Annotated in this window: 18 protein-coding genes and 1 pseudogene; 2 read left to right on the top strand and 17 right to left on the bottom strand. The window is 68.9% G+C overall.

Going from position 1 to position 26838, the window contains the following annotated elements; genetic code table 11:
• The first annotated feature begins 99 nt into the window (after positions 1-99).
• Positions 100-1503 carry a DUF5685 family protein gene (locus STRCI_RS40225; protein ID WP_269663955.1) on the top strand — a complete coding sequence of 468 codons (1404 nt, stop codon included), beginning with the start codon at positions 100-102 and terminating at the stop codon, positions 1501-1503.
• Between the two features lie 156 nt (positions 1504-1659).
• Here the strand turns inward: STRCI_RS40225 and STRCI_RS40220 are convergent, their stop codons facing one another.
• From STRCI_RS40220 to STRCI_RS40205, 4 genes are all read right to left on the bottom strand, one after another.
• Positions 1660-2361 carry a hypothetical protein gene (locus STRCI_RS40220; RefSeq protein ID WP_269663954.1) on the bottom strand — a complete coding sequence of 234 codons (702 nt, stop codon included), beginning with the start codon at positions 2359-2361 and terminating at the stop codon, positions 1660-1662.
• A gap of 147 nt (positions 2362-2508) precedes the next feature.
• Entirely contained in the window at positions 2509-2925 is a 417-nt protein-coding gene (locus STRCI_RS40215; protein WP_269663953.1) for an arsenate reductase ArsC, read from the bottom strand.
• A gap of 31 nt (positions 2926-2956) precedes the next feature.
• Positions 2957-3682, bottom strand: coding sequence for an aquaporin (locus tag STRCI_RS40210; RefSeq protein ID WP_269663952.1), 726 nt, complete (start codon positions 3680-3682; stop codon positions 2957-2959).
• Positions 3679-4053 (bottom strand): ArsR/SmtB family transcription factor, encoded by a 375-nt coding sequence (locus STRCI_RS40205; RefSeq protein WP_269663951.1) that lies wholly within the window; start codon positions 4051-4053, stop codon positions 3679-3681. Before STRCI_RS40205 ends, STRCI_RS40210 begins: the two co-directional genes overlap by 4 nt.
• A gap of 105 nt (positions 4054-4158) precedes the next feature.
• Here STRCI_RS40205 and arsM point away from each other — a divergent pair, with 105 nt between their 5' ends.
• Entirely contained in the window at positions 4159-5052 is an 894-nt protein-coding gene (arsM, locus tag STRCI_RS40200) for an arsenite methyltransferase (protein ID WP_269663950.1), read from the top strand.
• Between the two features lie 61 nt (positions 5053-5113).
• Here arsM and STRCI_RS40195 read toward each other — a convergent pair whose 3' ends face one another.
• From STRCI_RS40195 to STRCI_RS40135, 13 genes and pseudogenes are all read right to left on the bottom strand, one after another.
• Positions 5114-5554 carry a VOC family protein gene (locus tag STRCI_RS40195; RefSeq protein ID WP_269663949.1) on the bottom strand — a complete coding sequence of 147 codons (441 nt, stop codon included), beginning with the start codon at positions 5552-5554 and terminating at the stop codon, positions 5114-5116.
• 254 nt (positions 5555-5808) lie between these two features.
• Positions 5809-6111 (bottom strand): GNAT family N-acetyltransferase, encoded by a 303-nt coding sequence (locus tag STRCI_RS40190; RefSeq protein WP_269664772.1) that lies wholly within the window; start codon positions 6109-6111, stop codon positions 5809-5811.
• A 276-nt stretch (positions 6112-6387) separates the two neighbouring features.
• Positions 6388-6519, bottom strand: coding sequence for a hypothetical protein (locus STRCI_RS40185; protein WP_269663948.1), 132 nt, complete (start codon positions 6517-6519; stop codon positions 6388-6390).
• A gap of 118 nt (positions 6520-6637) precedes the next feature.
• A complete protein-coding gene (locus STRCI_RS40180; protein WP_269663947.1) occupies positions 6638-7438 on the bottom strand; it encodes a GAF domain-containing protein in 801 nt (266 codons plus the stop codon).
• 287 nt (positions 7439-7725) lie between these two features.
• Positions 7726-8741 (bottom strand): annotated as a pseudogene (locus STRCI_RS40175) (sterol carrier protein domain-containing protein).
• A gap of 32 nt (positions 8742-8773) precedes the next feature.
• Positions 8774-9397: a histidine phosphatase family protein gene (locus STRCI_RS40170; protein WP_269663946.1), complete on the bottom strand. Its 624-nt coding sequence runs from the start codon at positions 9395-9397 to the stop codon at positions 8774-8776.
• 133 nt (positions 9398-9530) lie between these two features.
• Positions 9531-10202: a DUF1707 SHOCT-like domain-containing protein gene (locus STRCI_RS40165; protein WP_269663945.1), complete on the bottom strand. Its 672-nt coding sequence runs from the start codon at positions 10200-10202 to the stop codon at positions 9531-9533.
• 148 nt (positions 10203-10350) lie between these two features.
• Complete coding sequence (locus tag STRCI_RS40160; RefSeq protein ID WP_269663944.1) at positions 10351-10740, bottom strand: VOC family protein; 390 nt, start codon at positions 10738-10740, stop codon at positions 10351-10353.
• A 105-nt stretch (positions 10741-10845) separates the two neighbouring features.
• On the bottom strand, positions 10846-12741 hold the full coding sequence (locus STRCI_RS40155; RefSeq protein WP_269663943.1) for a hypothetical protein: 1896 nt from the start codon (positions 12739-12741) through the stop codon (positions 10846-10848).
• Positions 12738-18323 carry a hypothetical protein gene (locus STRCI_RS40150; RefSeq protein WP_269663942.1) on the bottom strand — a complete coding sequence of 1862 codons (5586 nt, stop codon included), beginning with the start codon at positions 18321-18323 and terminating at the stop codon, positions 12738-12740. Before STRCI_RS40150 ends, STRCI_RS40155 begins: the two co-directional genes overlap by 4 nt.
• A complete protein-coding gene (locus STRCI_RS40145; protein WP_269663941.1) occupies positions 18320-21637 on the bottom strand; it encodes a hypothetical protein in 3318 nt (1105 codons plus the stop codon). Before STRCI_RS40145 ends, STRCI_RS40150 begins: the two co-directional genes overlap by 4 nt.
• Positions 21634-25113 (bottom strand): DUF6603 domain-containing protein, encoded by a 3480-nt coding sequence (locus tag STRCI_RS40140; protein ID WP_269663940.1) that lies wholly within the window; start codon positions 25111-25113, stop codon positions 21634-21636. The genes STRCI_RS40145 and STRCI_RS40140 overlap by 4 nt, the downstream gene beginning before the upstream one ends.
• The gene (locus STRCI_RS40135) at positions 25113-26747 is read right to left on the bottom strand and encodes a hypothetical protein (RefSeq protein WP_269663939.1); all 1635 of its coding nucleotides are present in this window, start codon (positions 26745-26747) and stop codon (positions 25113-25115) included. Before STRCI_RS40135 ends, STRCI_RS40140 begins: the two co-directional genes overlap by 1 nt.
• Positions 26748-26838: the final 91 nt, after the last annotated feature.

Raw genomic sequence — 26838 nt, 5'->3', positions numbered from 1 at the left:
GGTGACCGCCAGTTGCTGCGTTCCGCGTGGTCGTGCCGCATGTGCGGCGACGCCCGTCCTGCTGTGCCATGGCAGTTGTGTCTACGGGGGAGAACTTCGGTGTTCGGAATCATCAGGCCTTGTCGTCATCGTCTGGGCGAGGGCATGCGTACGGAGTGGATGGCGCATCTGTGCGGGCTGTGCCTGGCGCTGCGCGGCGAGTACGGGCAGTTCGCCCGGGTGGCCACCAACTACGACGGCCTGATCGTCTCGGTGCTGACCGAGGCGCAGTCCGAGCGCTCCGGCGACTGGCGGCGAGGCGCCGGTCCGTGTCCGTTGCGCGGGATGCGGTCGGCGGACGTGGCGCAGGGTGAGGGCGCCCGGCTGGCGGCGACGGTGTCGCTGGTGCTGGCCGCGGCGAAGGTGCGTGACCATGTGGCCGACGGCGACGGCCTGTTGGGCCGCCGCCCGGTGACGCTGGCGGCGCGCAGGATCGCCGACGGCTGGGAGCGTGCGGGTGCCGCGGGCGGCGAACGGATCGGCTTCGACACGGCCGTACTGCTCGGCGCGGTCGAACGGCAGTCGGAGATCGAACGGCTGACGAGTCTCGGCGACTCGCTGCTGGCGGTCACGGAACCTACGGAGACGGCAACCGCCGCGGCCTTCGCGCACACCGCGGTGCTCGCCGGCCGCCCGGGCAACGCCGAGCCGCTCGCGGAGGCCGGGCGACTGTTCGGTCGCCTGGCGCATCTGCTCGACGCGGTGGAGGACCTGGACGCGGACGAGGCGACCGGCGCGTGGAACCCGGTCACGGCGACCGGCGCCGACCGCACCGAGGTCCGTCGGCTCTGCGACGACGCGGTCCATGGCATCCGACTCGCCTTGTCCGACGCCGAGTTCGTCGACGGGCGGCTGGCACGGGCGCTGCTGGGCGGCGAGCTGGAGCGTGCCGTCGACCGCGTCTTCGACCCCCGGCACCGCCACCACCAGCACCGCCCCCAGGCACGGGGCCCGCGTGTCCTGCCCTGGCTGGGACGCCGTACGACGGCGGACACGCTCCCGGGGACCGGCACGGGCACGGGCACGGAGTGCGGCGTCAGGGCCCTGACGGACGCGGGCCCGCAAGGCGCGACGATGGCGTCGGGTCGGCCCTCCGAGGACGAGTGCCGGCGGTGTGGCCAGTGGCGCCAGCTGTGCCGCGATTGCAGGCTGTGCTTCAACTGCTGCACCTGCAACGAGGACGAGGGCCCGGATGACTTCGAGCCCTGGCAGTCCGGCGAGGGCAGCGGCAACTTCCGCCGGGACGGTTCCGGCCGGGACGGCTCCAGGGGCGATGGTTCCGGAGGCGACGGCTGGTCCGGCGGTTCGGGCGGCGGCAACTCGGGCGGCTACTCCGGCGGTTCGGGCGGTTCGGGTGGAGGCGGTCGGGGGTCCGGTGGCTCCGGTGGCGATTCGGGTGACGGCTGCTGCGGTGGCGGCGGCTGCTGCAACCCGTGCAAGTGCTGCTGCGACTGCTGCGACTGAGCGACGCACTCGGCTACGGCCGCGACCAGCTTCTGCCTCCACCCGTCGTGTGCCTCGCCGGACCGGTCCGCCTCACGCGGGGGCGCGCGGAAGGCGGACCGGCGCTCACGTCGTGACGGCCGGGGCATGCCCGCGCGGCATCCCCCGGCCAAGCCGTCACCGCACCGCCCGCCGTTCCGCGTTCCACCGCCGCAGGGCAAGGGCGAAGCCGACTCCGGCCAGCAGCGCGGGAACGGCCAGTTCCACCGCAAGCGACGCCATCCAGTCGGGAATCATCTTCCGCGTCAGGCCACTTGTGTACTGGCAGGTCGCGCGCGGCGGAAACAAGCTGTACTCCAGCGTCTTCGGCGCTTGGGTCCCCCAGTCCGCCCCCACCGAGCAGGCCGACGACGGCCCCGCGAACAGCTTCCAGCCGACCAGCACGTAGAACATGAGGAACACGGAACCGATCACGAAGAACGCCGCCCCCGTGCGGCGGAGCTTCTCCACCCTGGACATCGGCACCACCAGATCGCCGCCGAGTCGCGGCTCGAAGCATTCCGCCACGAGCGCCACGATCAGCGACACGACCAGGACCAGCAGAACGCCCCAGAGCAGCACACCGAGGACTCCCCGGCCGCCGATCGAGGCGACCTCCCCGTTCTCGAACTCGCAGATGGTGGCGGGGGGAAATGCCTGGTCGCGCACCCGCAGGAGTCGGCCCGGCCCCCGCGTCAGACCCTGCATACACCGCTCGTCGAACTCCAGCATGCCGATCAGGGCGACCCCTGAGCCGACGACCAGGGCGACGAACGACAGTCCCGCCGCGGCCCATAGGCCGCCCGTCCGATAGGCGCCATGCGTGCGCGTGTTCGACATTGATGCACAGTAACCAACCGCGACGGTGTTCCAGGCGCGATCTGCGGCCCACGCAGCATGGGCGCCCCCCAGGGGGCGGAGTCATAGCGGTGTGGCCGCGTACCGCGCCCGTGCCGCGCCGCCGAGCGGAGCGAAGGGGCCTGCCCGTCAGCCCGGCGCCACGTCCGAGATCAGCGCCCGGACGCGGGTCTCGATCGCGTCGCGGATGGGGCGTACGGCGTCAACGCCTTGCCCGGCCGGGTCGTCGAGCTGCCAGTCGAGGTAGCGCTTGCCAGGGAAGACGGGGCAGGTGTCGCCGCACCCCATGGTGATGACGACGTCGGATGCCTGGACGGCCTCGACCGTGAGGATCTTCGGGGTTTCGGCGGAGATGTCGATGCCGACCTCGCTCATCGCCTCGACCACGGCGGGGTTGACGGTGTCCGCGGGAGCCGAGCCGGCGGAGCGGACCTCGATGCGGTCGCCCGCGAGGTGGGTGAGGAAGGCGGCGGCCATCTGGGAGCGGCCGGCGTTGTGGACGCAGACGAACAGGACCGACGGACGCGGCGCGGTGGAAGAGCTCATGAGCAGGGGCCTTCTCGGCGTAGCGGATCGGTCAGGAGACAGCGGGTTTCGGATCGCCGTGCGGGACGACGACCCCTTCCGGGGCGTGAGCAGAGCGGCCGTAGACCAGCACGACGACCCCCAGCCCGACCACGGCTCCCAGCAACTGGGCCGCGATGAACGGGGCGACGGAGGCAGGGGCGATGCCGGCGAAGGTGTCGGTGAACGTCCGGCCGATGGTCACCGCCGGATTCGCGAAGGACGTGAACCAGTACGCGGCCCCGATGTAGGAGGCAACCGCAGCCGGGGCGAGGGCGGCGCGGCCGATCCGGCTGAGGCCGAGGATCAGCAGAATCAGCCCGGCCGTTGCGACGACCTCGCCCAGCAGCAGGTGCCCGGCGGACCGGTCGTGGGTGGAGAACTTCACCAGTGGCTTGGCGAACATCGCGTCGGCCAGGACCGCGCCGCCTATCGCACCGGCGATCTGGGCGGGTAGGTATGCGGCGACGTCCCGCAGGGCCAGACCATCCGGATCACGACGGCGGGTGAACCAGGCGGCCAGCGTGACGGCCGGGTTGAAGTGCGCACCGGACACGGGCCCCAGCAGCAGGATGAGCACGCCCAGGCCGAAGACCGTGGCGAGCGAGTTGGCGAGCAGCTGCACACCGACGTCGTGCGTCAGGTCGGTGGCCTGGATACCGGAGCCGACCACGACCGTCACCAGCAGCGCGGTGCCGATCGCCTCGGCGGCGACACGGCGGCCGAGCGGTGCGTTCACGCGGTGACTCCGGCGGGTCGGGTGGCGGTCAGGAACGCGGCGAGGTTGTCCAGGACGCCGGGGAGCGCCCAGTAGTAGACCCATGTGCCACGACGCTCGCAGTCGATCAGCCCGGCTTGGCGCAGGAGCTTGAGGTGGTGGGAGATGGTCGGCTGGGACAGGTCGAAGGCCGGAGTCAGCTCACAGACGCACACCTCTCCGCCCTGGCCGCGGGAGGCAATCATCGACATCAGACGCAGTCGGACGGGATCGCCCAGAGCCTTGAAGACCTTCGCCAGGTCGGCGGCCTGGTTCTCGTCCAGGGGCGCAGCCGACAGGCCAGGGCAGCAGGCTGCGTCCTGGCCGATCACCTCAAGCTCTTGCTTCGACATACCTCTATGTTGACATTCTTCAATTCAAGGCGCAAGGTTGAATTGAAGAACGTCAATACAAGACGTTCCGGGGCCTTGCCATGCCCCGCCACATGGGAGTGTGAAATGAACGAGCAGACCACCGACCTGCGAGAGTCCGTCCGCCGACGGTACGCGGCGGCGGCCGTGAAGGTCACCGAGGGCGGCAGCGCCTGTTGCGGGCCCGAGCCGGTCGAGGTCGACGAGAACTTCGGCTCCACCCTGTACGCCGCCGACGAGCGCGATGCCCTGCCCGCCGAGGCCGTCGCCGCCTCACTCGGCTGCGGCAACCCCACCGCCGTAGCCGAACTCCGCGAAGGTGAGCGCGTCCTCGATCTCGGCTCCGGGGGCGGCATCGACGTCCTGCTCTCGGCCCGCCGCGTCGGCCCGACCGGCAAGGCGTACGGGCTGGACATGACCGACGAGATGCTCGCCCTGGCCCTCGCCAACACGGCGAAGGCCGGCGCGACGAACGTCGAATTCCTCAAGGGCACCATCGAAGCCGTCCCGCTGCCCGCGAACACGATCGACGTCGTCATCTCCAACTGCGTGATCAACCTGTCCACCGACAAGCCCGCCGTGTTCGCCGAGACCTTCCGCGTCCTGCGACCCGGCGGCCGGATCGGCGTCTCCGACGTCGTCGCCGACGACACCCTCACCACAGACCAGCGGGCCGAGCGCGGCGACTACGTCGGCTGTATCGCCGGCGCGCTGTCCTTCGCCGAATACCGCGCGGGACTGGAGGCGGCCGGCTTCACGGACATCGACATCACCCCGACCCACCCGGTCGCCGACGGCATGCACTCCGCCATCGTCCGCGCCACGAAGCCCACCACAGACGCCCCCGCAACGTCTGCTTCCGATTCCGACGGCTCCTGCTGCGGCGTCACCGCCTGCTGCACCCCCGCCGAGCAGGCGACCGACCCGTTCACCACCGTCAGCGCGGCCAAGGACGCCGCCGGATGCGCCTGCCAAAGCTGACCCCTCACGCCCGCCGACAGGCACGCACACACCCACTGGTGCGTGGTTCGGTTGCTCCTCCTCAGCGCAGTTGCTGGGCCAGTCCGATGATGATGCCCTCCGGGCCGCGGACGTAGCAGAGCAGGTAGCTGTCCTCGAACCGGGCGATCTTGCCGAGGAGTTCGGCGCCGTGCGGGCGCAGTCGGGCAACGGTGTCCTCGATGTCGTCGACGGCGAACATCACGCGATGCGTGCCCAGGATGTTGTGCGGCTGGTTGCGCGGCCCGGCGCTGACAGCCGCCGGGCTGCGGTACTTCGCCAGCTCGAGCCGACTGTGACCGTCCGGAGTACGGACCATCGCGATGTCGCAGTGCACACCGTCGAGTCCGGTGCACTGATCGGCGACGAGGCCCTCGACCTCCGTCCGGCCCTCCAGCTCCAAACCGAGCTCCACGAAGAACGCGATAGCGGCGTCCATGTCGTCGACGACGATGCCCACATTGTCCATCCGCTGAATCGCCATGCCGGTTTCTCCCTCTTCCTCGTACGGCCGCTGGTGGCCGCTGATGTCCCTGGGACGGAGCCGCCGGCGCGTTCTCGACATCCGCGGACCGCCGAACTCCGAGAGAATCCAGATCGCACCTCAGCACCACCGCAGGGGACCTGCGGGCCAGGCACCTTCACCGAGGCTCCGGGAGCCACTCCTCTTCGAGGATGCTGAAGACCTCGGAGTCCCGCTAGCCGTCCCGGATCAACGCGGTGTGCCGATGCCGCCCCTCATACGTCATACCGAGCTTGCCGAGCACCCGAGACGACGCGCGATTGCGTGGGTTTGCAGGTCGCGTAGATCCGGTGGAGCCCGAGCCCCTCAAACCCCCGCGCCAGCAGCTGTCGCCCGATCGCCGTGCCCACGCCACGCCCCCAGACCCTCGGGTGCACGATGCATGCAATCTCGCCCTGACGCTGCGGACGGCTACGAACGTGCAACTCCCCCATGCCGACGAGTTCATCGTCGAACCGAGCAATGTAGGCGAATCTCTTCTGATCGGCGTGCGACCAGGCCTCGACGGCGACTTGCACGAACGCGCGCGTCTGCTCCTCGCTGTTCGGCCCCAAGGCTGATACCGGCAGGCCTCCTCAAGGCCGGCCCAGGAGTGCACCGATTGCCAGTCGCCCAGCTTGAGCTGACGCAGAGTCACCCGATCTTGGTCCACGCGCTGATCTTGGCACATCTCGGGTACAACGGTGGCAGGACGTTGACTGTCCGTCACCACCGCGAGGCCACACCCCGAGAACCCGCATACGGATGCTCCGGCACCTGACGTTGGGCGCCGTCAGGACCAGCCGACGCCACGGTCAGGTGCTGCGTGCTTTGAACACCGCCGCCACCAACGCCAGCACCCGGTCCCTCCAGTCATGGGCGGGGTGCGCCATGGCCGACTGAGCGACCTTGGAGAAGTACTCGTCGTCCGACACTTCGCCCGCCATCCACCGTCGGCCTGATTCGATAATGTCACCGTCAGGAGTGCCCATGGTGTCCCCCCAGTCGTGCGGTCGTGACGTCAGCGTAGGTGTCGATATCGCCGCTCACTCCTATTTGCACCTCTCAGCCTTCTCTACCCGAAGTAGCGGTATTCTCACCGTCCGGCTCACCACCCGGTTGTCCTGGAATCACGGGTGGCACGGTTGGCTCCGCTTTCATCGCACCCGCTGTTCCCAGCAGACTGGCCACAGCTCGTACGTAGGACTCCCGTACCGTCGCCTTATTCAAAGATCCTTTACGGGGGGCGTCGATCACCAGGACGCCCTGCGGCTGACTGCCTGCACAGACGGGGGCGACCACCACCGAGCGATGCCCTCCCCCCAGACTGACCTTGACGTCATCGTCGTCCTGGTTGTCGGGTACGTAGCGGATGCGGTCCAGGTTCAGCAGTTGCCTCTCCACGCTCGGGTCGAACGAGCGGGGTGCCGCGTTGAAGGTGGCTTCGGCGAGTTCCAGTTGCCCGGAGGGCGTCAGCGCGTAATAGCTGCATCGGGCCTGTTTGGGCGCAGCATGGTCAGCAAGCCGCTGGACCAGCTTGGACTCGATCTTCGCGCAGTACTTCGTGCGCTCGCCCGGCACCGTCACCATGAGCCCCAGATGGTCAGCGACCGCTGCGCTCGCCGCCTCGATCTCCACCACAGTCGCCGTCCGGTCCCGCTTTTGTGCCCTGTGCGCCACAAACGGAGTCACCACCGTCGACAGCACACCGATCACAATGAAGGTGATCCTGGCCGCTCCATGCGTCCGCGCCGCCTGTGTGCCGCACAGGAACGTGACACCGGGAGCAGCGACGGATACAGCAACAAGCACGCGGCGCGCCCATTTACGGTCTTTCCGTATCGACATGACGCCTTTCTCAGTCATAAAAGGTCCCGCCTGTCGGCCGGCCGCATAGCGGCACGCGCCAACGAACAAACACAAAGCACGGATTATGACGCGGCATTGGTTCCGAGTCCGCTCAATGCGTCACCTGACCGAGTGAAATCCACCAGCGCGTGGAAGCACGGACCGCCCTGGTCTGCACGCCCCGCGCACTCCCTACGCCAAGGCAGCCGTACCTCAGCAGCTCACAAAGATGATCGCCACCCAGGAGACGCGTTGGCCGAACGAGTAGCCCCCGAAGAAGACTTGTGCACGGTGTACGAGCGAGGTCAGAACCAGTTCAGGCAGTGTGGGGAGCGTTCGGTGCGGAAGAGGGTGTCGGCGCGGGTGGCCGGGCCCGCGTGTCTGATGTCCAGGGACAGGACGGGCTGTCGGTCCGTTGGGACGCAGTCGGCCTTACCGTCCCGGATGGTCAGCAGGTAGCGGCTGTGTTCATTGAGGAACGGGTCGTCGATATCGAGGACGAGTTCGCCGTCCGTGAGCCTACCGCGCCCGGTCAGGGCACGCGGGACGTCCAGCAGCCGTACCCAGAGCCAGTCAGTGTCGCCGCTCACCTCGGCGGCGCGGAAGTTCGCGAACTGCCGGCGCAGCGGGTGGTCGGGCGGGACCGTGAAGACGGCGTCGTCGGTGGCGACGGTCTCGTCGACCGTCATGGTGCCGGACTCGATCGAGCAACTGGCGTACCCGTCCCCGGGACGCCGTCGACGTCCCGGTGGACAGCGATGTACCGCGGCGCCAGCGAGATCAGGGGCTGCCCCGCGCGCAAGGCCCACCAGCGGTGCGGCCGGGACAGCGCGCCGGGATGACCGCGGCGCTACCGGTCGTAGACCTCTTCCAGAATCTCACCGCACTCGGCCCTACGCAGCACTTCGACCGAGCCGTCGTCCGGGCCCGTCGCTGGAGCCTGGGTCACTCCCCTCGCCCGGGGAGCGGCGAGGGCGGCCTCGTGGCGCCGCACCTTCAGCCGCGCCGTGCAGGCCGCCGGTCCGTAGCCGAACCTGCCGTAGATCGGGGCCTCGGAGGCCAGCAGCACGGAGAAGAGCTGGCCGCGGGCGCGCAGTACGGCGGTCACCCCCTGGGCCGGGATGAGCTCGAAGGAGTGCGTGGCGGCGGTGCCGACGGGCCGTCCGTCCGACGTCAGGGCGAGCCGGCAGCGGTCCATTTCGAGCGTCGACCACCCGAGTCCGCCGCCGTCGATCGGGGTTTCCGGGAAGCGTCCGAACGCGGCATGCCGCTGCCTCCTCGGGTGCCGCACCACGACTCGTGAAGTCCGGCCACAGTTCAGCGTCGACCCGTGACTAGGGCAAGCGAATTGCCTCAGACATGGAGTTCCTGCGGGAAGCCGGTCCAGCGGAGCTCCGCGGGGAGGTGACGGGTGTCGTTGAAGAGGAGGAGCGACGGGGGGCGGTCGGGCGCGTATCGGATGACGGTCAGGGCGGCGTTGGCGTGGTTGATGCCCAGCCATCTCCACTTCGGCGCGGCGAGGGCGGCTCGGACGAGCCAGCCGACGAGGAAGTTGTGGGTGATGACGAGTTCGTGGCGCGTCTCGTCGCCGGGGACGGGGCCGGTGAACTGCGCGAGCGCCGCCGCCGCGAGCGCGGGTCCCTGCTCGCGCTCCTCAGCAGGGAACTGATCCAGGAACTTGACCCAGGTATCGGCTGCCTCTGGGGGGAGTTCTTCGCGTGTCGGCAGGTAGGGAATGTAGTCGCCGGCCGCGCTGGAGCTTCGTAGGGGGATGCCGTCGAGCTCTTCGCCGACCAGCCGGGCGGTCTGTTCGGCGCGGGCGAGTGGCCCATGGTGGATCGCCGTCAACGGGACCCCACGGAGCCGCTCCCCGAGCAGGGCGGCCTGGCGGCGGCCCGCGTCCGTCAGCCGGCTCTCGTCCGACGTGGCTTCGCCGTGCCGGGTGAGATAGAGGTAGCGGGTGGCCTTGCTCGTCACGGGCAGGTCCTCCAGTGGCGTCGATCTTGCTGACTCCTGGAGGGACGCTGACCCACGCAGGCCGGTTCCACGACGAGGTCGGCGGCCCACGGGACCTCGGCTCCCGCCCGGCCGGCAGTTCACGACGGTGGGATCAACCACCTGCGGGAAGGGACGCGGGCCTGCGCAGCAGCCACTGCCACAGCGTCCGACGCGGGGGCCGCACCACCACCTTGCCGTGGGCCTTCTGACCGACCAGCTCCACGCGCAGCGTGACCGGCGTGTCCGGGGACGCCCGTACGTGGCGTTGCTTGAGCTTGCAGTGGAGCAGGGCCAGGCCGTCGACATCGACCTCGACGCCCGGCCTCGTGACCAGCGTCAGGCTCTTCCCCGCCATGGCCACATCGATCCGCAGGGTGTCCTGCGTGATCACCGCCTCGGTGAAGTCGAGCGTCACGTCGCACCAGGTCACCGCGAGCTCAAGCCGCCGCGGCAGCACCCAGCGGCCGGTGCGCTCGACCGCGCCGCTGAACACCTGATCGATCCTGACGACGTCCTTGGGCTCCGCCACCTCTGCCGCGACACCGTCGGCGGTCGACACGGCCGGCAGGTCGGCGGTGAGCACGGCCAGCTCGCTCAACGTCCGCGCCGACAGGGCGACTTCCAGGCGCTCGTCCAACTCCTCCGCGGTCAGCAGGCCGTCCCCCGCCGCGATACGCAGCACGTCCACCACCCGGTCCCGGTCCGCGTGAGAGGCTCGCAGCTCAGGCGACGGGTCGAGGCCGGGGCCTGAGCCCTTCCCGGTGGGCGAAATCTCTCCCGACATGCTTCCGTCCCCCTCCTGTTGAACCTCTTTGCGTGACGCAGGCAGCAGCGTCTCAGGGAGCAGACTAGCGCTATATCGCGACATGGTTCCCGGATGGGCTCATCACCGCGAGGCGATGGTCAAGTCGGTGGCCACTCGCGGTCTGGTTCTACGGCGCCAGGGTGCGTAGGACACAGAACTCGTTGCCCTCCGGGTCTGCCATGACCTCCCAGTTGGAGTCCGAGCCCTGGCCCACGTCCGCCTTGGTGGCCCCGAGGCCGATCAGTCTGGTCACCTCGTCCTCTGTGCTGCGGTCGATCGGGCTGACGTCGAGGTGAAGCCGGTTCTTCAAGGTCCTGCCCTCGGGTACCCGTACGAACAGCAGGGTGGGCGGCATCTGGCGGGCCCGAACCTCTTCAACGGTCGGCACCCAGGAGCCGATCTCGACCTTGCCTTCGCTCCGGTCGATCACCTTGAAGTCCAGGACCTCGCACCAGAAGGCCGCCAGTCCCTCCGGATCGTGGCAGTCAACGGCCAGTTCCGTGAACCTACTTGTCATGACTCTCCCAGGTAGTACGGACGGGCTCAGCGTATGCGTACGCACCCGCCATCCGCAGGGCTGGTCAGTCTGCCTCCGGCGCGCTGCGGACGGCGTTTGGGCCCGTCACGACTGCGGCGGGATGTCGACGATCTGATCGAACGTCAAGCCGCTGGACCCCTCGCCTCGTCCGGTCTGTTTGCGTACCCCGAGCCATACCCATGCTCGCCCGTCGCTCCATCGGGTGCGTTGGAAGCTCTGGGTGACCCGGACACCGGCCCGCGGCACCTCTTCCTCGTGCAGTCTGTACCCCACCTGCTGGGCGCCTTCCAGCCCCTCGCGCAGGAGTGAGGTGCGCGGCCGGACAGGCTCCGGTGTGGGGTTCGTGTCGCCCTCCATGATCCGGAGCATCACCGCTCGTTGGAGCTGGACCTCGCGGTTGTCGCCATCCTTGTGGACGGGAATCATCGGGATCCAGTTCTCGGGGACCGAACTCATCACCTTGTAGCGGATTTTCGCGCCTTCCGCGGGCGCCACCGGCTGCGGCGGAACGCCGAGGACGCGCTCAAGTTCCCGCTCGTAGAAGTCGCGTGTCTGGTAGGCGGCCTCGCGGCCGTCCTTCGGCTCGCCCGACGGCATCGGCACGGTGCGCTCGATGCCCCAGACCATGTTCGCCATCTCGTCCCGCGCGAGGAGGACTTCTTCGAGTGGGTCGCCTTCGAGGACTTTCTGCGCCGCGGGCGGGATGACGAGGCTGAGGTCGGCGGGCGTGCGGGCGTCGCCTCGTGTGGACAGCAGGAACATCGCCCAGCGTTGGCGGTCCTCGTCGTCACCCGCGCCGGCCGCCGTGATCCATGTCCGTTCGTTGAACACGTTCGTCACGGCGATACCGCGCACGCTGGCGATGCCGGCGGCAGGCACGGTGAACGGCACGACGAACCAGTCGTTGGCGTAGACGAGTCCGAACTCGATGAGGAGCAGTTTGGCCAGGTCGGTCGTGTCCGGCTTGATGTCGCCGAAGTTGGTACGGCTGTCCTCGAACCGCCACCATCGGGTGTTGGGCATGCCGTTGAACGTCGCCTGCGTCGGCAGCATCGTCAGCGTGGTCCGTACGGGAGGCTCGGCCTGCGGGTCGGGCTCGCCGAGGGTCCCGGATTGCGGGTCGACGTCGAAGTTGTACCAGTCGAGGTGCCCTTGGAAGTACTGCTCGGCCACGAGCACCTTCTCGCCCTCGGCCTCAGGTGCAGACGTGGCGAACCGGTACTCCAGGCGATCGCTCTCCCATGCGCCCGTGCCTTCGGGTTGGTACACGAGCCGTTCGAACCAGGCCACGAAGCGTGCCGCGATCGGGTCGATCAGCGCGTCCATCCCGGCCAGCGAGGCGATGCCGTCGGATGCGTGGTTCGCCGCCCCGTCCACCAGGTGGAAGTAGAGGAGCGCGCCGTCCATCCGTCGGCCCGCCACAGCCGCGAAGTTCGACCATGCGTCGGCGTGAGCGCAGGTGGGGGTGTCGAGTGGGTCGGTGGGGTCGGGTTCGTGCACCGGATAGCGTGCGAGGAACTCCTGCGCCGCCGCGGGCGGAGCGACGCCCCGGATCATCTTCAGCCACTGCCGGCCCATGAGGAGGCGGATGTCGAGGGCGATGCGGTGGGGTTCGGCATCGGGGCGGGCGCGCTGGGAGAACCGCAGCGGCATCCGCTCCGCGTGCGCTTCCAGCGGGATCGCGTCGCTGTACGGCTCCACCGGCCCGCTCGCCGCCTGGTACTTCTGCAGTTTCGTCGTTTCCAGCCGCACCTTCACGGAGATCGGCGAGCCTGCGTCGTCCCCCCGGAACTCTCCCATCTGCCACTGGCGTGTCAGGAACCACAAGGGGTCGCGGACTTCCGCGCGCAGCGCCCGGTCGAAGGCCTCCGTGCGCGGCCGACCCTCCAGCCGGTTCCAGAGGGTGATCCCCGCCTTCGACTTGCCGAGAACGACGGCGGCCAGGTCGGGCGTGCGGAAGGAAGAGGCCACGTCGATCATGTCTCCCGGACGGCGATGTTGTTGTTGAGGGCCAAGTCGGCGGCGATCGTCAACTGCTGTACCTGGGTGGCGAGCACGGTCGCCGGGAGGAAGGGGGCGTACGGCGAGCCGTCGAGGTCGGCGGGTTCGACCGCCCGCTTCTTGGCCAGGTCGAGCGTCTCGTTCAGTGCGTCGATCAGGTCGTCCCAGCGCCAGCGGCCCCGGAAGGCGGTCGGTGTGACGAGCAGCATGGCCTGGGGCGCCTCGGAGTTGGGCCGGTCGTGGTGGAAGACGATGCCGGTGTCGACGCTCTCGACAGGGATGGTCTCGGTCCACTCGTCCAGGAGCAGGCCGCATTGCCGGGCGGTCTTGTCGAAGGCGACGGCATGGTGGGCGGTGTAGAGGAGGCGGTCGCCGTCGAGGGTGAGCGACGCCGGGAAGTCCAGGCCGATCCACCGGTCGTCGGCGGTGAACGGCAGCTGGACGGCGAGGAGTTCGGGCTCGGGGCGCTGGAGGGCACCGGCGAACATCACCACCTGCTCCCAGGCGTGCAACTTCTCACGCACCCGGGCGATCCCATAGAGCCAGTCGTCGACGGGGAAGTCGACGGGGAAGTCGACGGGCGGGCGCTCCGGATCGGTGGGGTGCGTCAGATACGCGAACAACTCCCCCGACGTCGAAGCTGCCACGGCGTTGGCCAGCTCGTCGCCCTGCGCTGTCGCCAGGCTGAACTCGGGGTAGATCTGGAAGTCCTCACCGAGGAGCGCTCGGGCGGCGTCCGCAAGGGCGGCGAGGCGGGTGGCCGCCTTCGACGAGCCGTCGTGCTCGTCGAAGCGGTCCTGCGCCGACCTCAGGCGCCGGTCCAGCTCGGCCTGGACTACGGTGGCCACCCGCACGGCGTCCTGGGTGAATCTCACCATCTCGTCCTCGTGCGCGGTGAGGTCGAACGCCACGAGGTCGAAGTCCGAGATCTGGAGGGCCTTGACGTCGGCGAGGAGCCGGGCGACGGTCCGGCGCTGCGTCGCGGCGAGGGCGGCGAACTGTTGCCGCCTGGCGTCGAAGGCGGGGCGCTTGACGTTGACCAGGTTGCTCTCGTAAGCGGCGGGTGTCGGCAGTGGCGAGGTGGCCGTTGTGGAGATCGCACGTTCGGCCTGGGCGAGGAGCGCGAGCTTTTCGTCGTCGGTGGCGGCGGTGTGCGAGGCGGCGACGACAGTGTCGAACTCGGTGAGACGATCGTCCCAACGCTTCACCAGCGCGGCGCATTGCTCTAGGAGGGCGGCGAAGGCGCGCCGCCGGAAGTCGTAGGCGAAGCCCCACCCGGCCTGCGGGACGGCGAAGCGGGCGGCGCGCGACAGCAGTGCCATGAGGTCGGCGGCGTAGGTGTCCACGTCGGTGAGGATCTCGGTCTTGCGGTGTGCCAGATCGGCCAACGGGCCTTCGAGGCCGGGCAGGAACGACGCGAGGTCGTCACGGAGCGTCTGCATCGAGGCGCGGACGACGTCGAGTCGGGACTTGTCGGCGACCGGTCCGCGGTTGGTGTCCTCCTTGGCCTCGTTCATGAGGGTCAGGTCGGACGGCCGCAATGCCCTAGACCTGGTGGTCAGTTGGCGGAGATTCCGGACCAGGGGCAGCAGCTCGAACACGCTGAAGGGCGCCGACGGCCGCTTCATGTACTCGATCGAGACGGGTACATCGGGCCGGGGGTCGAAGGCGGCCTCCACCGCCTGCACGATGCGGTCGTCGAGTTCGGCCATCGCCTGCTCACGGTCGTCGCGGACGACGACGAGGAGATCGGCGGGCTGGAGGCCGACCTGATCGAGGGTCACCTCCTTCGTCACGGTGGTGCCGGTCGCGGCGGATCGGAACGTCACCGCGCAGCCCACGTCCACGGGTGGCGGCAGGACGCCCGCCAGCCAGCTGTTCAGCGCCGGCTCGGCCTGGGCGCGTGGCGTCATCGGCACCCCCGGTACGGGCGAGTTCGTCGCGCTGACCCCGGGCTCCAGGTGCAGAGCGACCCGGTGGGTGAGGCCGAGCCCGTTGCGGGGCGTGCGGACGACTTCGGGCTCCGGAGGGAAGCTGCCGCGCGCGTAGGCGTCGTAGGTGGATGCCACGCGGTCGTAGTTGCCGAGCACGGCCTGGTGCACGCCTTCCGACAGGGCGAGGTCGGCGATGGCGTCGTGGGCCTCGCGCAGACGGTCGGCCTCGGCGTCGATGGCTGCCTGCTCGGCGGGTGATAGGGGCAGCAGCATGTCACCCTTGCCGAACGGGTAGGTGAAGGTGTCCGTCGCGGTCATGTGCTCGACCAGGGCGAGGCCGTCGACGACGTTGCGGGCCTCGATGGACTCGATGGACACGCCTTCTTGCGTCCGGGTGGACTGGATACGGTCGGCGCGCATCGGGAACGCCTTGCGCAGCTTGTAGATGATCTTGTCTACTTCGGCGAGGCCGTGGCGGTCGTGCAGGCCGCGTTCGAGCTGGTAGCCGAGCAGGCTGGACAGGCTCTGCCCGGCGCGGATGCCCTCGATCATCGCCAGCGCCGTCCGTACCCGCTCGGACGTGAGGTTCACCGCCATCGTCCGGCGGTTGGCGGGACTGGAGTTGGAGAGGTAGCCGTTGCGCAGTACCGCGGCGGTGACGGCGTGATTGAGTGACGGGGCGTGCACGTAGCCGTGGTTGGTGCTGTCGCGGACGAGAGCCGGGGTGCCGGCGAAGGCCTTGCTCAGGTCGTCGTCGGTCAGCTCGACCGGTTCCAGCACCTTCCCTTCGGGCCGCAGTGGTTCGAGCCAGGCGTAGCCACCGAGATGGATGCCCTCGCGGGCCGGTTCCTCCGAGCCGTCCCGCAGGTTGCGCATGGCAGCCAGCTGTGCGTTGACGATGCCGAGCAGCCAGGCGTCGAGCCGGTAGCCGCAGCAGTCGACGTGGTCGGCGAACACGCGCTCGAGCTGTGCCGTCGGTCGGTCCTCCAGGCGTTCCAGGGCCTTGAGTTGCTCATGGAGGTGGGAGGAGGACAGCACGGTGGGGAGGCCGGCGGCGATGTACTCGTGCACCGGCTGGACGGCATGGCCGGTGATGGCGGGCGCCGCGGTGTACAGGGGGAAGTAGCGGCTTTCGCTGTCGAGCCGGTTGTCCCGGATGTGCAGGAACGGGTCGTCGCTGCGGGCCGCCCGCACCTTCTCGGGCGAGTAGATCCCGGCCGACTCGAACAACCGGATGCCGGCATCGGAGTAGCCGAGTTGCAGTGCGTGGCGGAGCAGCAGGTACATGATCGCCGTGGGCTGTTGCTCCCCGGCGAAGCCCCGCTCCTGGTACAGGGCATCGTGCGAGGTTCGGGCAGCGTCGATCAGCCAGCGCACGTAGTTGGCGCCGTCGGCGGTGTAGGAGCGGATCGGGGCCGTCTCGGACAGGGGCCGGTCGTCGACCACGCCGCCCTTGAGGACGTTGTGACGTCCGGAGAACGAGAGGTCGAGGATCGGCGGGTCCTTCTCGCCGGCATAGCCGAGCGAGCCGAGTTTCTGCCGGGCTGCCACGCGTTCGAGACGGGTGAGGAGGGTGCCGGCGAAGTCTCCGAGGCCCAGCAGGTTGAGCCGGTTGAACAGCGTCTTCAGGCTCTCCGCGTACCGCTGCGCCCACTCGACGGAGCCGGAGTGCAGACCGAGGATGTCGAGCAGGATCGCGTGGGGGTCGCCGCTGCCGCCCACGTGGGCCACATCGGCCACCTTCGTCCGGATGTCCTGGTCGATACCGAGCAGGACCGGGTACAGGCGCCGGAGGTAGTCGGCCGTCGGACCACCCGTACCCGCCCCCGTGACGCCGATCCCGCCAGGGCGGTCGAACCACGCCATGCGGGAGATCGCGGTCGTCGGCAGGATGCCGTAGGGCTGCTCGCCGATCCGGATCGACGGGCAGGCACCGCCGGCGATGACGTAGCGGGTGAAGAACGCGCGGGTCGCCTCGATCGCGTCGTCGCTGAAGACGGGAGCCAGCATCGTCTCCATCCAGTAGCCGAGGGTCGCCGGCCACAGTGCCGTGTTCATGGCGCGGGCCGCCGCTTGGTCGCGCCCGCCTGCCGCGTGCGTATGGGCGAACACGGCCGGGTCGATGCCCAGATGCTCGGCCAGCCACTGTCCGTCGCTCTTGTCCAGCCAGTCCCTGGCGTGTGGGAACAGCGGCTGTTTCAGGTCGTCGAAGGCGTCGTCGGGATCGTCGAGGGGGCGTCCGGAACCGACGTCCTCGGTGTTGTTGGTCGGCGTGCCTTGGGGCACGACCGCCAACCCGGTGCGGCGGTAGGAGTGGTGCCGAAGGAGTTCTTCGAGCTCGGCCTTGGCCGCGTTCTCGTCGGCGTTGATCCGCAGTCCCACCACCAGCACCCGGTCGAAGCCGCGCCGCGCCTGGACGGGCGTGAGGTCGACGACGATCCCCATGCCCACGGACACGGCCTCCTCGAAGTCGGCCATCCACCGCAGTTCGTCGGGAATGACGAGGTTGCCGTCCTCGTCGAGGCGGAGCTGGTCGGCCTCTGCGGCGCCGGGGTCGGGCCCGAGGATCAACGGGGAGGGGACCGGTCGGCCCACGACCACGGAAGGAGTGGCGTCGCCGACGCTGTCGTAGCCGACGAAGACGAAGCGGTCGGGCAGGATGTCCGCGCGTGGGGGCCTGGCCCATGCCGTCTGCTTCGTGTCGGCGGCAGGAAGTTCCAGGTAGGCGACGGAGACGGTGACATCGGGTTTGCTGAAACCCGCCGCCGGCGGAGCGTCGAGGTTGGCGGGCGCCGTCGTCGCCACGAGGTGCTCGGCACGAGCGGCGCCGACCGCCGCGACCAGTGTGGTGCGGGCGGCGGCCGTGGCGGCGGCTTCGCCGTCGGCCCGCCATACGGCTGTCCAGTACGCGGCGACGGCGTCCGGCTCGGTTCCTGGCAGCGCCGTGTCCACCACGATGGTGAGGATCACGTCCTGCGGGCTCGCCTTGGCGGGTTTGGCAGGGAGGTTGACGGGTCGGTACTGCCGCACGATCCAGGCGGACCGGCCCGATCCGTGGGCCGAGGCCAGGGCCCGCCATGCGCCCCGCTCGTGGTCCTCGATTCCGCCCGCCTGCCAGATCGCGGTCCAGTAGCGTCCGGCGTCCTCGAACTCCGAAGTGGTGAGGGCCGGATCGAAGGTGTCGATCCAGCAGTCGTCCGGGTAGACGCGCACCAGTAGCTCGTCGCGGGGTTCGGCGCCGGGCTCGGGGGCCGACCTCCTGAACCTCGTCTCCAGCCGCACCGGCATCAGCAGGATCGGGATCGAGTCGTCGAGCCGCCCGATGCCGGTCACCGGGTCGCTGAACACGGCGAACTCTTCGGCCAGTTCCCGCTCGGCCGCGACGGCCACCGCCCGCTCACCGCGCAGCCGCTCCAGCTCCGCGTCGAGGCGTGCCCGCTCCCTGCCCAGCGCCTCCCGGGCCGCGCTGTGCTGTGGATCGTCGGCGTCGAAGACGCGCCGCAACTGTGCGTCCCGCAGGGCCAGCCGCTTCATCTGCTCGCCGGTCGCCTCGATGGCGGCATCGGCGCCGTCGCGTGACTGCCGGGCCCGGCGCAGCTGTTCGCGGAGAGTGTCGAAGGTGCTCATGCCCTACCTCCGGGGAGCATCTCGGAGGCGTGGAAGGCGACCAGAACCGGTGCCTGGAACAGCACGTAGGCCAGCTCGGCGGATGTCATGCCGGCCCGGCTCCACTGCACGTGAGCGTCGTCCTCGAACTGCGGGAACTTCTCGTCGTCGGTTCCGGGGCTGGTCACCGCCAGCGTGGCCGGTGCCGCCGCGATGTCGATGCACCGGCCGTCGGCGACGTTGATCTTCGGCCAGGACAGGTCGTTCCACACCTGGACCGGTTCCTGAAGGTCCTCGTCCAGGCCGAAGCGCGGCTCGCCGGGACGTTCCTTGATGACGAAGAACCACCCGGGATCGTCCTCGGGGTCCAAGCCGTCCTCGCCCTTGGCCTCGTCGACCGTGAGGTCGAAGCCGAAGAAGTAGATGTCGGGGTCGACCTTGGCCTCGTAGAGGGGGGTCAGCACCTTGCTCTTGGGCGGGCTGAGTTCCTCCTCGGGCGTCAATGAGACCAGGCGGCGCTCGACGGTGTTGTCGATGGCACCCGATCGGCGGCACGGCTCCAGGTCCTCGTCGGACGCCGTCACCGTCTTCCGCTGCCAGCAGGCCCGATGGGCGTAGATGACGGCGTTGGGATAGCGCTTGAGCAGCTCGCCGCGAATGGCGAGCACCAGCTCGTCCTCCTTCTCGCCCGGCGCCTCGCGGTTGTCGTGGTCGCCCAGTTCGCTGTCGGGCGCCCACGTGTGCAGCGGCGGAATGTCGCGCAGCTTCTCCTTCAAGGTCTCGTCGTCGAGGCTGTCGGCGTTGAAGAACCCGCGGACGTCCCAGAACTGCCGGAAGGTCGATCCGCGCTGGTCGGTCGGGTACTCGCGCCACAGCAGCTCGCGTGCGAACTCGTGGTTGAGGCCGACCATGTACGACTCGATGAAGCGCTGGTTGGTCTGCAGCAGGGTGACGCTGTTCGGCTCGATCAGATTGATGTTGGGGAGGAACAGTTCCGACGAAAGGGCCTTCAAGGGCTCGTACATGGGCACGTCGATGACGGGATAGGCCATCGGTTCCACGAACGCCGCCGATGGCGGTGTCACCAGGTCGTCCTGGATGCGGGGTGGGACGAAGATCCCGGCCATCACGCGCCGCGGGATGGTGCGCGAGGGGCGGATGGCGTCCAGCCCGGCGTCGGCCTTGGCACCCAGGTCGAGCGAGCCGCGTACGGGGGGCCGGCCGGCGGCGTCGCTGAGTCGGCGGCCCTCGAACGTGTCCCGGAGCGCTGTCTTGAAGCGGGCCGCCTCCACGCTGTCGGCGGCACCGGTGTGCGGCACGAAGCCGGAGCCCGGCTCCGTGATGACGAAGTCGGGGGCGCCGGGGAGCCGGTCGACGGACTCGGGGGTCTGGTCCTCCCCCAGCAGCTCCGCCGCCAGGACGGCCTGCCGCCAGCGGCCGAGCCGGCGGTGGAGGAACAGGCCGATGGCAACCAGCACTACGGCCGGCACCACGCCCACCGGGAACAGCAGCAACAGCAGCACGAGTGCCAGGGCCACGGCGGCCAGGAGCACGAGGAGCGGCAGGAACGCGAACCGCCTCAACCAGGCGAGGCCGAACGCGGGCACGCCCTGGGGCAGCCACTGCTCGGCGAGCTCGCCGCTGGTGACGACACCCGGCGGTGCGGTCTTGGGCGGTGCCGCTGACACCTCCCCCCGGTTCACCCGGTCGATCAGCCGGCCCGGAATGAGGGTGGCGTCGAACGGCAGCGATCGGACCAGTCGTCCCCGCGGGCGCACGACGCGCCGCATCGCGGTCGAGGTCATGGTCGGCTGGACGAGGCTCTGGGCGTAGGCATGGTGCAGAGTGGCGCCGTCGTGGACGATCCGCTTGTTGAGCGGCGCCATGAGCAGCAGGCCCTGTTGGCGGCTGACGCCGACGGCGGGCACGAGGTGGCGGTCGTACCACATGCCCGACACCAGCAGGCCGAACTGTCCGAGCCGGATGCGGCGTTGCGCCTCGAGCACGTTCCCGATCTGCTCCCAGGCGGCGTCCATCAGCTTCTCTTGCTGGTCCTGGATCACTCGGGTGCCGATGCCGGCGGCGGCGCGGAACCGTGGGTCGAGGTTGAGGCGCTGCACCCAGGTCTCGGCCGGTGTGATCGGGGTGCCGTCGCGCTGGTCGAGCACCCGCTTGGTCATGGCGTGCCAAGTGCCGTACAGCGGTGGGGTGATGACGGGGTCGGGCTCGCCCTCGGCCCGGTAGCGGTCGGGGAGGTTGATCAGCCGGGCGAGTTCGGTCTGGAGCGGGCGTGGGAACGGCGTGTCCCACGTCTCGTGCGGGTCGGGTGGCGTGGGCGGCACGGGGTCGGGTGGTTGCAGGGCGCCGCCGAGCTTGAGGATGCCGCCCAACTCCGGTTTGTCGAGCCGGGGCACGCCCGATCCGGGGTCGAGCAGGTCCATCTCGCGGAATCCGACGCGCGGATCGACGGGCTTGGGCTGCAGCAGCCGTACGAGGGCTTCGAAGTCCCCGGTGTCGCCGGTGCGGAAGAACCAGCGGTAGTAGTAGGGAAACGACTGGCCCTCGGGGCGGGCGGTCGGATCCCACGCCGATTTGGTCGCCTCGACGTCGGCGAGGTCGAGGTTGAGTCCGGCGCGCCGGCCCGTCTCGAAGGTGGGCATCAGGAAGGCGTGGTAGGCCTTGTTGGCTTCGAGGTGCCGCGGGCACACGATGCGCGAGTAGGCCAGGTCCGGGTTCTCGTTCAGCACGTCGAGGAACCTGGGCATGACCGCCGCCATGTTCCTCGACACGAACTCGGTGTCGTCGGCCGCCAGGCTGCGGTTGACGTGCACATGAGCCCACGCCCACAACTCGTCGGCCTTGGGAAACGGCGCCAGGGTCGACACGGTGACGTAGGGCAGCGGACGGTCCTTGACGTCGGGTCCGTCGTCGAACTCCCCTTCCTCCAGCACGATCAGCGCCAGCCACGGGCGCAGCCGGCCGGTGGCGGCGTCCGGCGCCGCGGGCGTGTACCGCCACGGCAGGTCCTCGTCGTAGAACTCCATGGCCGCGAGGTAGTTCGGTTCGAAGTTGGTGACCCAGTCGCGCGGCTCGACCCGGAAGATGGCGCGTTGGTCGACGCCCACGATGTCACCGGGCCCGAACAGCGCCACGGGCTGGTCGAGGGTGGCGACGGTCTCCGTACCACCGGTGACCTTGTCGCCCTTCACGTCCAGTCTCACGTTGACCTTGGCGCGGACCTTGACGGCGGGGTCGAAGTCGAGGGCCTGGATCTCGTTGGCCAGGCCCAGGCGCAACCAGGGGAGGAACGAGTACGTTCCCAGTGGCGACGTCACGCCGGTACCACCTCGAAGGTCGGGATCACATGGATGGTGTCGGCCAGCGACGGATCGGCTGCCACCTGGCTGTTCAGGTACTCCCGCGCGCCGGCCTCGCTGGGGAACACCGCCGCGTCGGCGTTGAACGCGGTGTTGTCGGCCTGGTTGACGACGCTGTACGTCTCACCCTGGACGTCGATCTTCTCCGTGAAGGGCTGCAGCCTGCCCTTCGCCGCCTGTGACAGCTCGCACTTGGACACCGCGGCGCCGTTCAGGAAGAAGTCGAACAGCACTCCGAAGAACCCCCGGAAGCGTCTGGCGAACCGTTTGTAGTGGGTATCGATGACAATCTCCTCGTACCGCACGACGCGGCGCACCATGACGGCCGAGCGAACCTCGGTGCCGGCGGCGGACAGGTCGATGCCCGACCGCTCGGGCGCGAAGGCCGGTTTGGAGAGCTTGTCGGCGTCGGAGAAGTTCTGGAACTGCGCCGGGGCGAACTGCTCGAAGGCGTCGCCCTTCCTGTCCAGCGCTCCACCCGATACGTCGATCGACAGCCGGTGGTAGTCGCTGGGTTTCTGCGCGCCCACCCGGTCGAGCGTCAGCCCCAGCGGCAACGCCCGCTGGGAGAAGCGGAGCACCCCGACCGGGTGGAGCACGAGTCCCGGCTCCGATTCCGGGATGCTCCGCAGTGTCACGAGCAGGTTCACCCCGGCCGGCGGGATCGCCCGCCAGTTCTCGGTCTTGCCGAACTCCGCCGTGATGATCGGCTTGATCGGGACGGGGGGCATCTCGGTGAGCCGGGGCTCGCCCCAGGTGGTCTCGAAGTCGACGTCGATGTCCCAGAACAGCAGCGAGATCGAGCCGTGCCCCTTCATGTGCCACGGGGTCGGGCCGTCCAGGAATCCCTTCACGCGCACCGAGAACAGCCCGATCCCGAAGACCTTCACCGAGAACGAGGCCGAGATGTCGATGACGAAGTAGAAGGGTGAGAACTGGAACAGGGCGTCGAAGGCCACATGGCCCTGCACGCTGAGGCCGCTGACGCCGAAGAAGACCTCCGCCTGCGCACCGAACTGCACCGTGTTGGAGGTGACGGCGAAGTAGCCCTCGATACGCACCCGCGCCATCGGTGAGTTCAGCAGGCTGACCGCGATGCGCTGGGGGCTGGGGAAGGGCAGCGGAGGGGGCGCGAACCGCGGGTGGAAGCCGCCGACGCTGACGACGAAGTTGGCGTCGGCGCCGAAGGCGACCAGAAGTCCCATCTCGCCGTCGATGGTCAGGAACGCGATGCGTGACTCGAACAGCGAGGCGAAGAACCACACGCGCTTCTTGTCGAACTCGACGGCCCCGACGAAGTTGACCTGGAGCACGATCACCGCGACGTCGTCCGCGGGGATGGCGATCCTGACCATCCCGACGATGGCGATGTCGCCCGGGATCTCGATGACGATCCCGAGCGAGATGCTGGCGAGTGTCGGGGTGCCCCAGCCGATCTTGACCATCGGGCCGATCAGGAACGTCCCCTGTCGCTGCGGGAAGAACGTGCGCAGGTCGCTGATGATCTTCGGGGCGTTGGCGATGATGTCATGCGGGAACATCACCGACTCGATGGCTCCGGTGCGGACACCGTCGGCCAGGGCCTGAAGGTTCATCGTCCGGTTCAGGCCGATCAGACCACCGACGGCTGACAGGGTGAAGCCGAGGCCGAGTTGGAACCCGCTGCCGAACTCGACGGACATGAGGATCAGCAGTGAGAAGCCCTTGCCGCCGTCGGGCAGCTTGGTGGTGATGATGCCGATCGCCTTGATCGTCACCACGTCGAGGAGCGCCAGTTCGAGGGCGCCGGCGTACTCACCGCGGTCGGGGTCGATGAAGAGGTAGCCGCCGCCCCTCACCACGCCGACGTCGAGCGACAGACCGACGCCCTTCGGCGGCTGGAAGGCGAACGCCAGGTCGACAGGACCGAGGTTGCCGTCTCGGGCCGGAGGGAACGCCAACAGGGCGCGCACGCCGACGTCTTCGACAGCGGCGGCCAGCGGCCCGAGCCGGGCGGTGAGCCCCGTCGCCGCGCTGACGTTCAGGCCGTCACGCTTGAACTCGGCCTCCAGGCTGAGGTGGTTGAGGTCGATCGGCCCCAGGGTCAGGTGCAACGGCAGGCGGATGACCAGTCCGGACGCGCCCTTGAAATAGACGCCGCCGACGTTGGACAGTCCCAGCCCCAAAGAGAACCCGGCCTGGAGGCCGTCACCGCCGACCACCTTCGACACGAACCCGTCCGCCGAGCCCGTGCCGAACACGAACAGGGCGTCCTTCACATCGGTTTCGACGAAGAAGCGGACGTCCGAGAGCTTCTCCAGGCCGACACTGAGCTCCGCCGAGCCGAGCTGGAGCGTGGCGCCGAGCGGCAGCCCGAGCGCGAGGACGGGGCCCGGACCGGCCTGATCGCTCGGTTTGAGGGTCAGCTTCAGGCCGAACTGCACGGCGTCGAGCGGCGACGAGCCGCCGGTCCCGACGACGCCCCCGACGAAGCGCGGCGATCCGTCGACATCGACGGTCACTCCAAGGTTGCCGCCGAGTGACGCCGCGCTGGTGACCGACAGCGTCCACGAGTCCCCCAGCGGGATGTTCAGCTCGCCGCCGAAGCGGATCGCGGCACCCAGCCCGGTCCGCTTGTGGGTGGCGGGGTCGATCCTGGGATACAGCTCCAGGCCAAGATCGACGTTCGGGTCGCGCACGAGCGGGAAACGCAGGGCCGTGAGGTCGTCGAAGAAGTCCTGCGTGGTGAGGTCCTGACCGTCGTTGAGCTTCTCCAGCAGGTCGGGGTCGGGCACGACATAGGTGGCGGGCAGGCCGATCCCGACGGCGAGCACGCGCAGGAAGAACATGAACCGCTCGTAGAGGAACTCGTCCGGCTCGCAGACCGTCTCCTTGAGAGCTCGCACCGGATCCGAGAAGAGAAGAGACAGACGGTTCCAGTGCACGCTCCGGCGGCGATGCGGGCTCTCGTGCGCATTCGCCGGGTCCCTGTCCTCGAGTTCGATGATCCCGACGGCCAGCAGGGCCGCGTACAGGGTCGGGAAGCTTCCTTCCACGAACCGGGCGACAAGGTGGTCGACGATCCTGGTGCCGATCTGCGCCAGGATGTCGGTGTCCGCCAACAGGGGCGTGCCGGCGAAGTTCGCCTGGATCTCGGCGCTGAAGGCGCCGGCCGCCTTCGCGATCTGTGAGCCTGCTGCGAGGAGTTCGCCGAGCGCGACGACGGTCAGCGCTGCGTCACCGTCCTCGAGGGCGTCGAGCAGATGGTCGATCCCGTCGGTGAGCCGGCCGACGCCGTCACCGAACGATGTGAAGGCGGTGACCTCGCTCGGCGCGAGATAGCCGAGCTCTTCGAGGAAGGCCGCTGCCTGCTCGGGGCTGTCCGCCGCCTCGACCAGCGGTAGGACGAGCTTTGTCACCAGTTCCAGATACGGGGCGAAGGCGTCGTCATCCATTACATGGCACCGTTGGTCCGCAGGAACGACAGGTAGGCGGCGGAGGCGTCCGCCCTCGGGCGCGTCGTCACGATCTCCTCCTTCTTGGGGTTCGGCTTGGCGAACGGCGACTCGAAGAGCTCATCGATCGTGAGCGGCTTGAAGGTGAGCTTGCCCCTCACCCGTGTGAACAGCTCGTAGTGCTTGGCCGCGTTCGTGGACCGGTCCTGATAGACGAGCTTCCAGTCCGTCGCCTCGAACTGGGCGGTGCCACCCGGATTCGTCCCCAGGCGTTCGAACGAGATGGGCTCGAGAACCTCGCCCGTGCTGACGATCTCGATGATCCTGCGCTGCTTCGCGATAGAAAAGAAATTCTCGGTGGGTGAATAGACGATGGCGAATCCCGTCTCACTGATCTCCGGCTGCGCATTCGCCTTCGCCGGAGCCTTCTGGAAGTCCCGGTAACGGAATCCCACATCGAACTGATGCAATTCCAACGGAACCGTGGTCCCGTCCGGCTTCGTGCGCGTCGTGCTGTCCGAGAGCGACGGCGCCGGGCTCCCGTTCTTCTTGGAGTTCAGGAAGATCGCCGCGATACGGAACGAGCGGTGCAGATGGGTCTGCAACTCCGCGAGGAAGTCGTCGTAGAAGTCGTAGACGGTGCCTTCCTTCCCGTGGCCGCCGAAGAAAATCCCCTTGCGGGAGCGAACCCCGCGATCCCCGCAGCTGTACACAAGGCTGTGCTCACCGGTCCACGATCCGGTCGGCTTGAACACCTTGTAGAGCGGGTGATTGAAGATGTAGGCGTGATCCCCGACCTGGAGGTCACCGACGAGCGTCGGCACGCGCTCGAACAGGCCCTCGGCGCCGGTGTCCAGGATCATGCTCTCCGGCGTCTCGCGGGTGGTGGAGTGGATGCCCAGACTCCTCGGTCCGCGCGAGTCGACCTTCTTCAGCAGCTTCGGCGCGTCCTTCGCCTCGACGAGCGTGTCCAGCAGCACCGCACCACAGGCCAGACCGCAGTCGACGAGGTTGCCGTCACATGCGTTCGCCTTGGCGGTGAAGACCTTGGAGATCGCCCGCACATAGTCGGGGTCGCCGCTCGCCGGACGCTTGAGCAGGAAGTGGTAGATGCCGGGCGGAGGGGTGTTGGATCCGCCGAGACGTTCCCAGAAGGGCTGGGCGTCGGTGTTCAGCCGCCAGACACCCCCGGCCGACGGGCAGCGGTCGGGGTAGCGGAAGTAGCCCTGCGAGTTGGGGTTGACGAAGAAGTCCATGCGGGTCACGCCGCGCAGCCGTCTGCGGGCGATCCAGAGAAGCATGTCCTGGTTGGCCGGTTCGATCAGCGTCGGGTTGGACGCGATGATGCCGTACAGGATTTCGATCCGCCGCCCTGACTGGATCTTCGCCAACGACGCACCGAGTTTCACCCCGATGGTGTAGTCCTGCTGGGCTTTCACCACCGCTTTGCTCTTAGTGACGACGTCCGTCACTTTGCTGGTGATCGCGGCATCGGTCGGCGTCGGAGTTTCGGCTTCCATTTTACGGATCAGCCGATCAACGAACCACGCGCGGCCCTCGGCTGCGTAGTTCCGGTGAAAATTCGCGGGGACCGCGAGCTTCTTAATCAACGCCTTCTTGGCTGCGGCGTCCATTCGGCCAGCTTGGCAGGCGCAACGAGCCACGACAAGCGAACGCGCGGCATGCCGTCACGCACGGCGCCTCTCGGGTTCGGTCAGGGGCGGA

It is taken from the genome of Streptomyces cinnabarinus, assembly GCF_027270315.1.
GTDB classification, from domain to species: Bacteria; Actinomycetota; Actinomycetes; order Streptomycetales; family Streptomycetaceae; genus Streptomyces; species Streptomyces cinnabarinus.
This window is presented reverse-complemented; position numbering and strand designations above follow the sequence as displayed.

Excerpts from the sequence above, each read along its gene's own strand:
- arsM (WP_269663950.1), top strand. The coding sequence starts at position 4,159 with ATGAACGAGCAGACCACCGACCTGCGAGAGTCCGTCCGCCGACGGTAC.
- STRCI_RS40135 (WP_269663939.1), bottom strand. The coding sequence starts at position 26,747 with ATGGACGCCGCAGCCAAGAAGGCGTTGATTAAGAAGCTCGCGGTCCCC.
- STRCI_RS40155 (WP_269663943.1), bottom strand. The coding sequence starts at position 12,741 with ATGATCGACGTGGCCTCTTCCTTCCGCACGCCCGACCTGGCCGCCGTC.
- STRCI_RS40205 (WP_269663951.1), bottom strand. The coding sequence starts at position 4,053 with ATGTCGAAGCAAGAGCTTGAGGTGATCGGCCAGGACGCAGCCTGCTGC.
- STRCI_RS40215 (WP_269663953.1), bottom strand. The coding sequence starts at position 2,925 with ATGAGCTCTTCCACCGCGCCGCGTCCGTCGGTCCTGTTCGTCTGCGTC.
- STRCI_RS40220 (WP_269663954.1), bottom strand. The coding sequence starts at position 2,361 with ATGTCGAACACGCGCACGCATGGCGCCTATCGGACGGGCGGCCTATGG.
- STRCI_RS40195 (WP_269663949.1), bottom strand. The coding sequence starts at position 5,554 with ATGGCGATTCAGCGGATGGACAATGTGGGCATCGTCGTCGACGACATG.
- STRCI_RS40150 (WP_269663942.1), bottom strand. The coding sequence starts at position 18,323 with ATGAGCACCTTCGACACTCTCCGCGAACAGCTGCGCCGGGCCCGGCAG.
- STRCI_RS40140 (WP_269663940.1), bottom strand. The coding sequence starts at position 25,113 with ATGGATGACGACGCCTTCGCCCCGTATCTGGAACTGGTGACAAAGCTC.
- STRCI_RS40185 (WP_269663948.1), bottom strand. The coding sequence starts at position 6,519 with ATGGCGGGCGAAGTGTCGGACGACGAGTACTTCTCCAAGGTCGCTCAG.
- STRCI_RS40165 (WP_269663945.1), bottom strand. The coding sequence starts at position 10,202 with ATGTCGGGAGAGATTTCGCCCACCGGGAAGGGCTCAGGCCCCGGCCTC.
- STRCI_RS40180 (WP_269663947.1), bottom strand. The coding sequence starts at position 7,438 with ATGACTGAGAAAGGCGTCATGTCGATACGGAAAGACCGTAAATGGGCG.
- STRCI_RS40160 (WP_269663944.1), bottom strand. The coding sequence starts at position 10,740 with ATGACAAGTAGGTTCACGGAACTGGCCGTTGACTGCCACGATCCGGAG.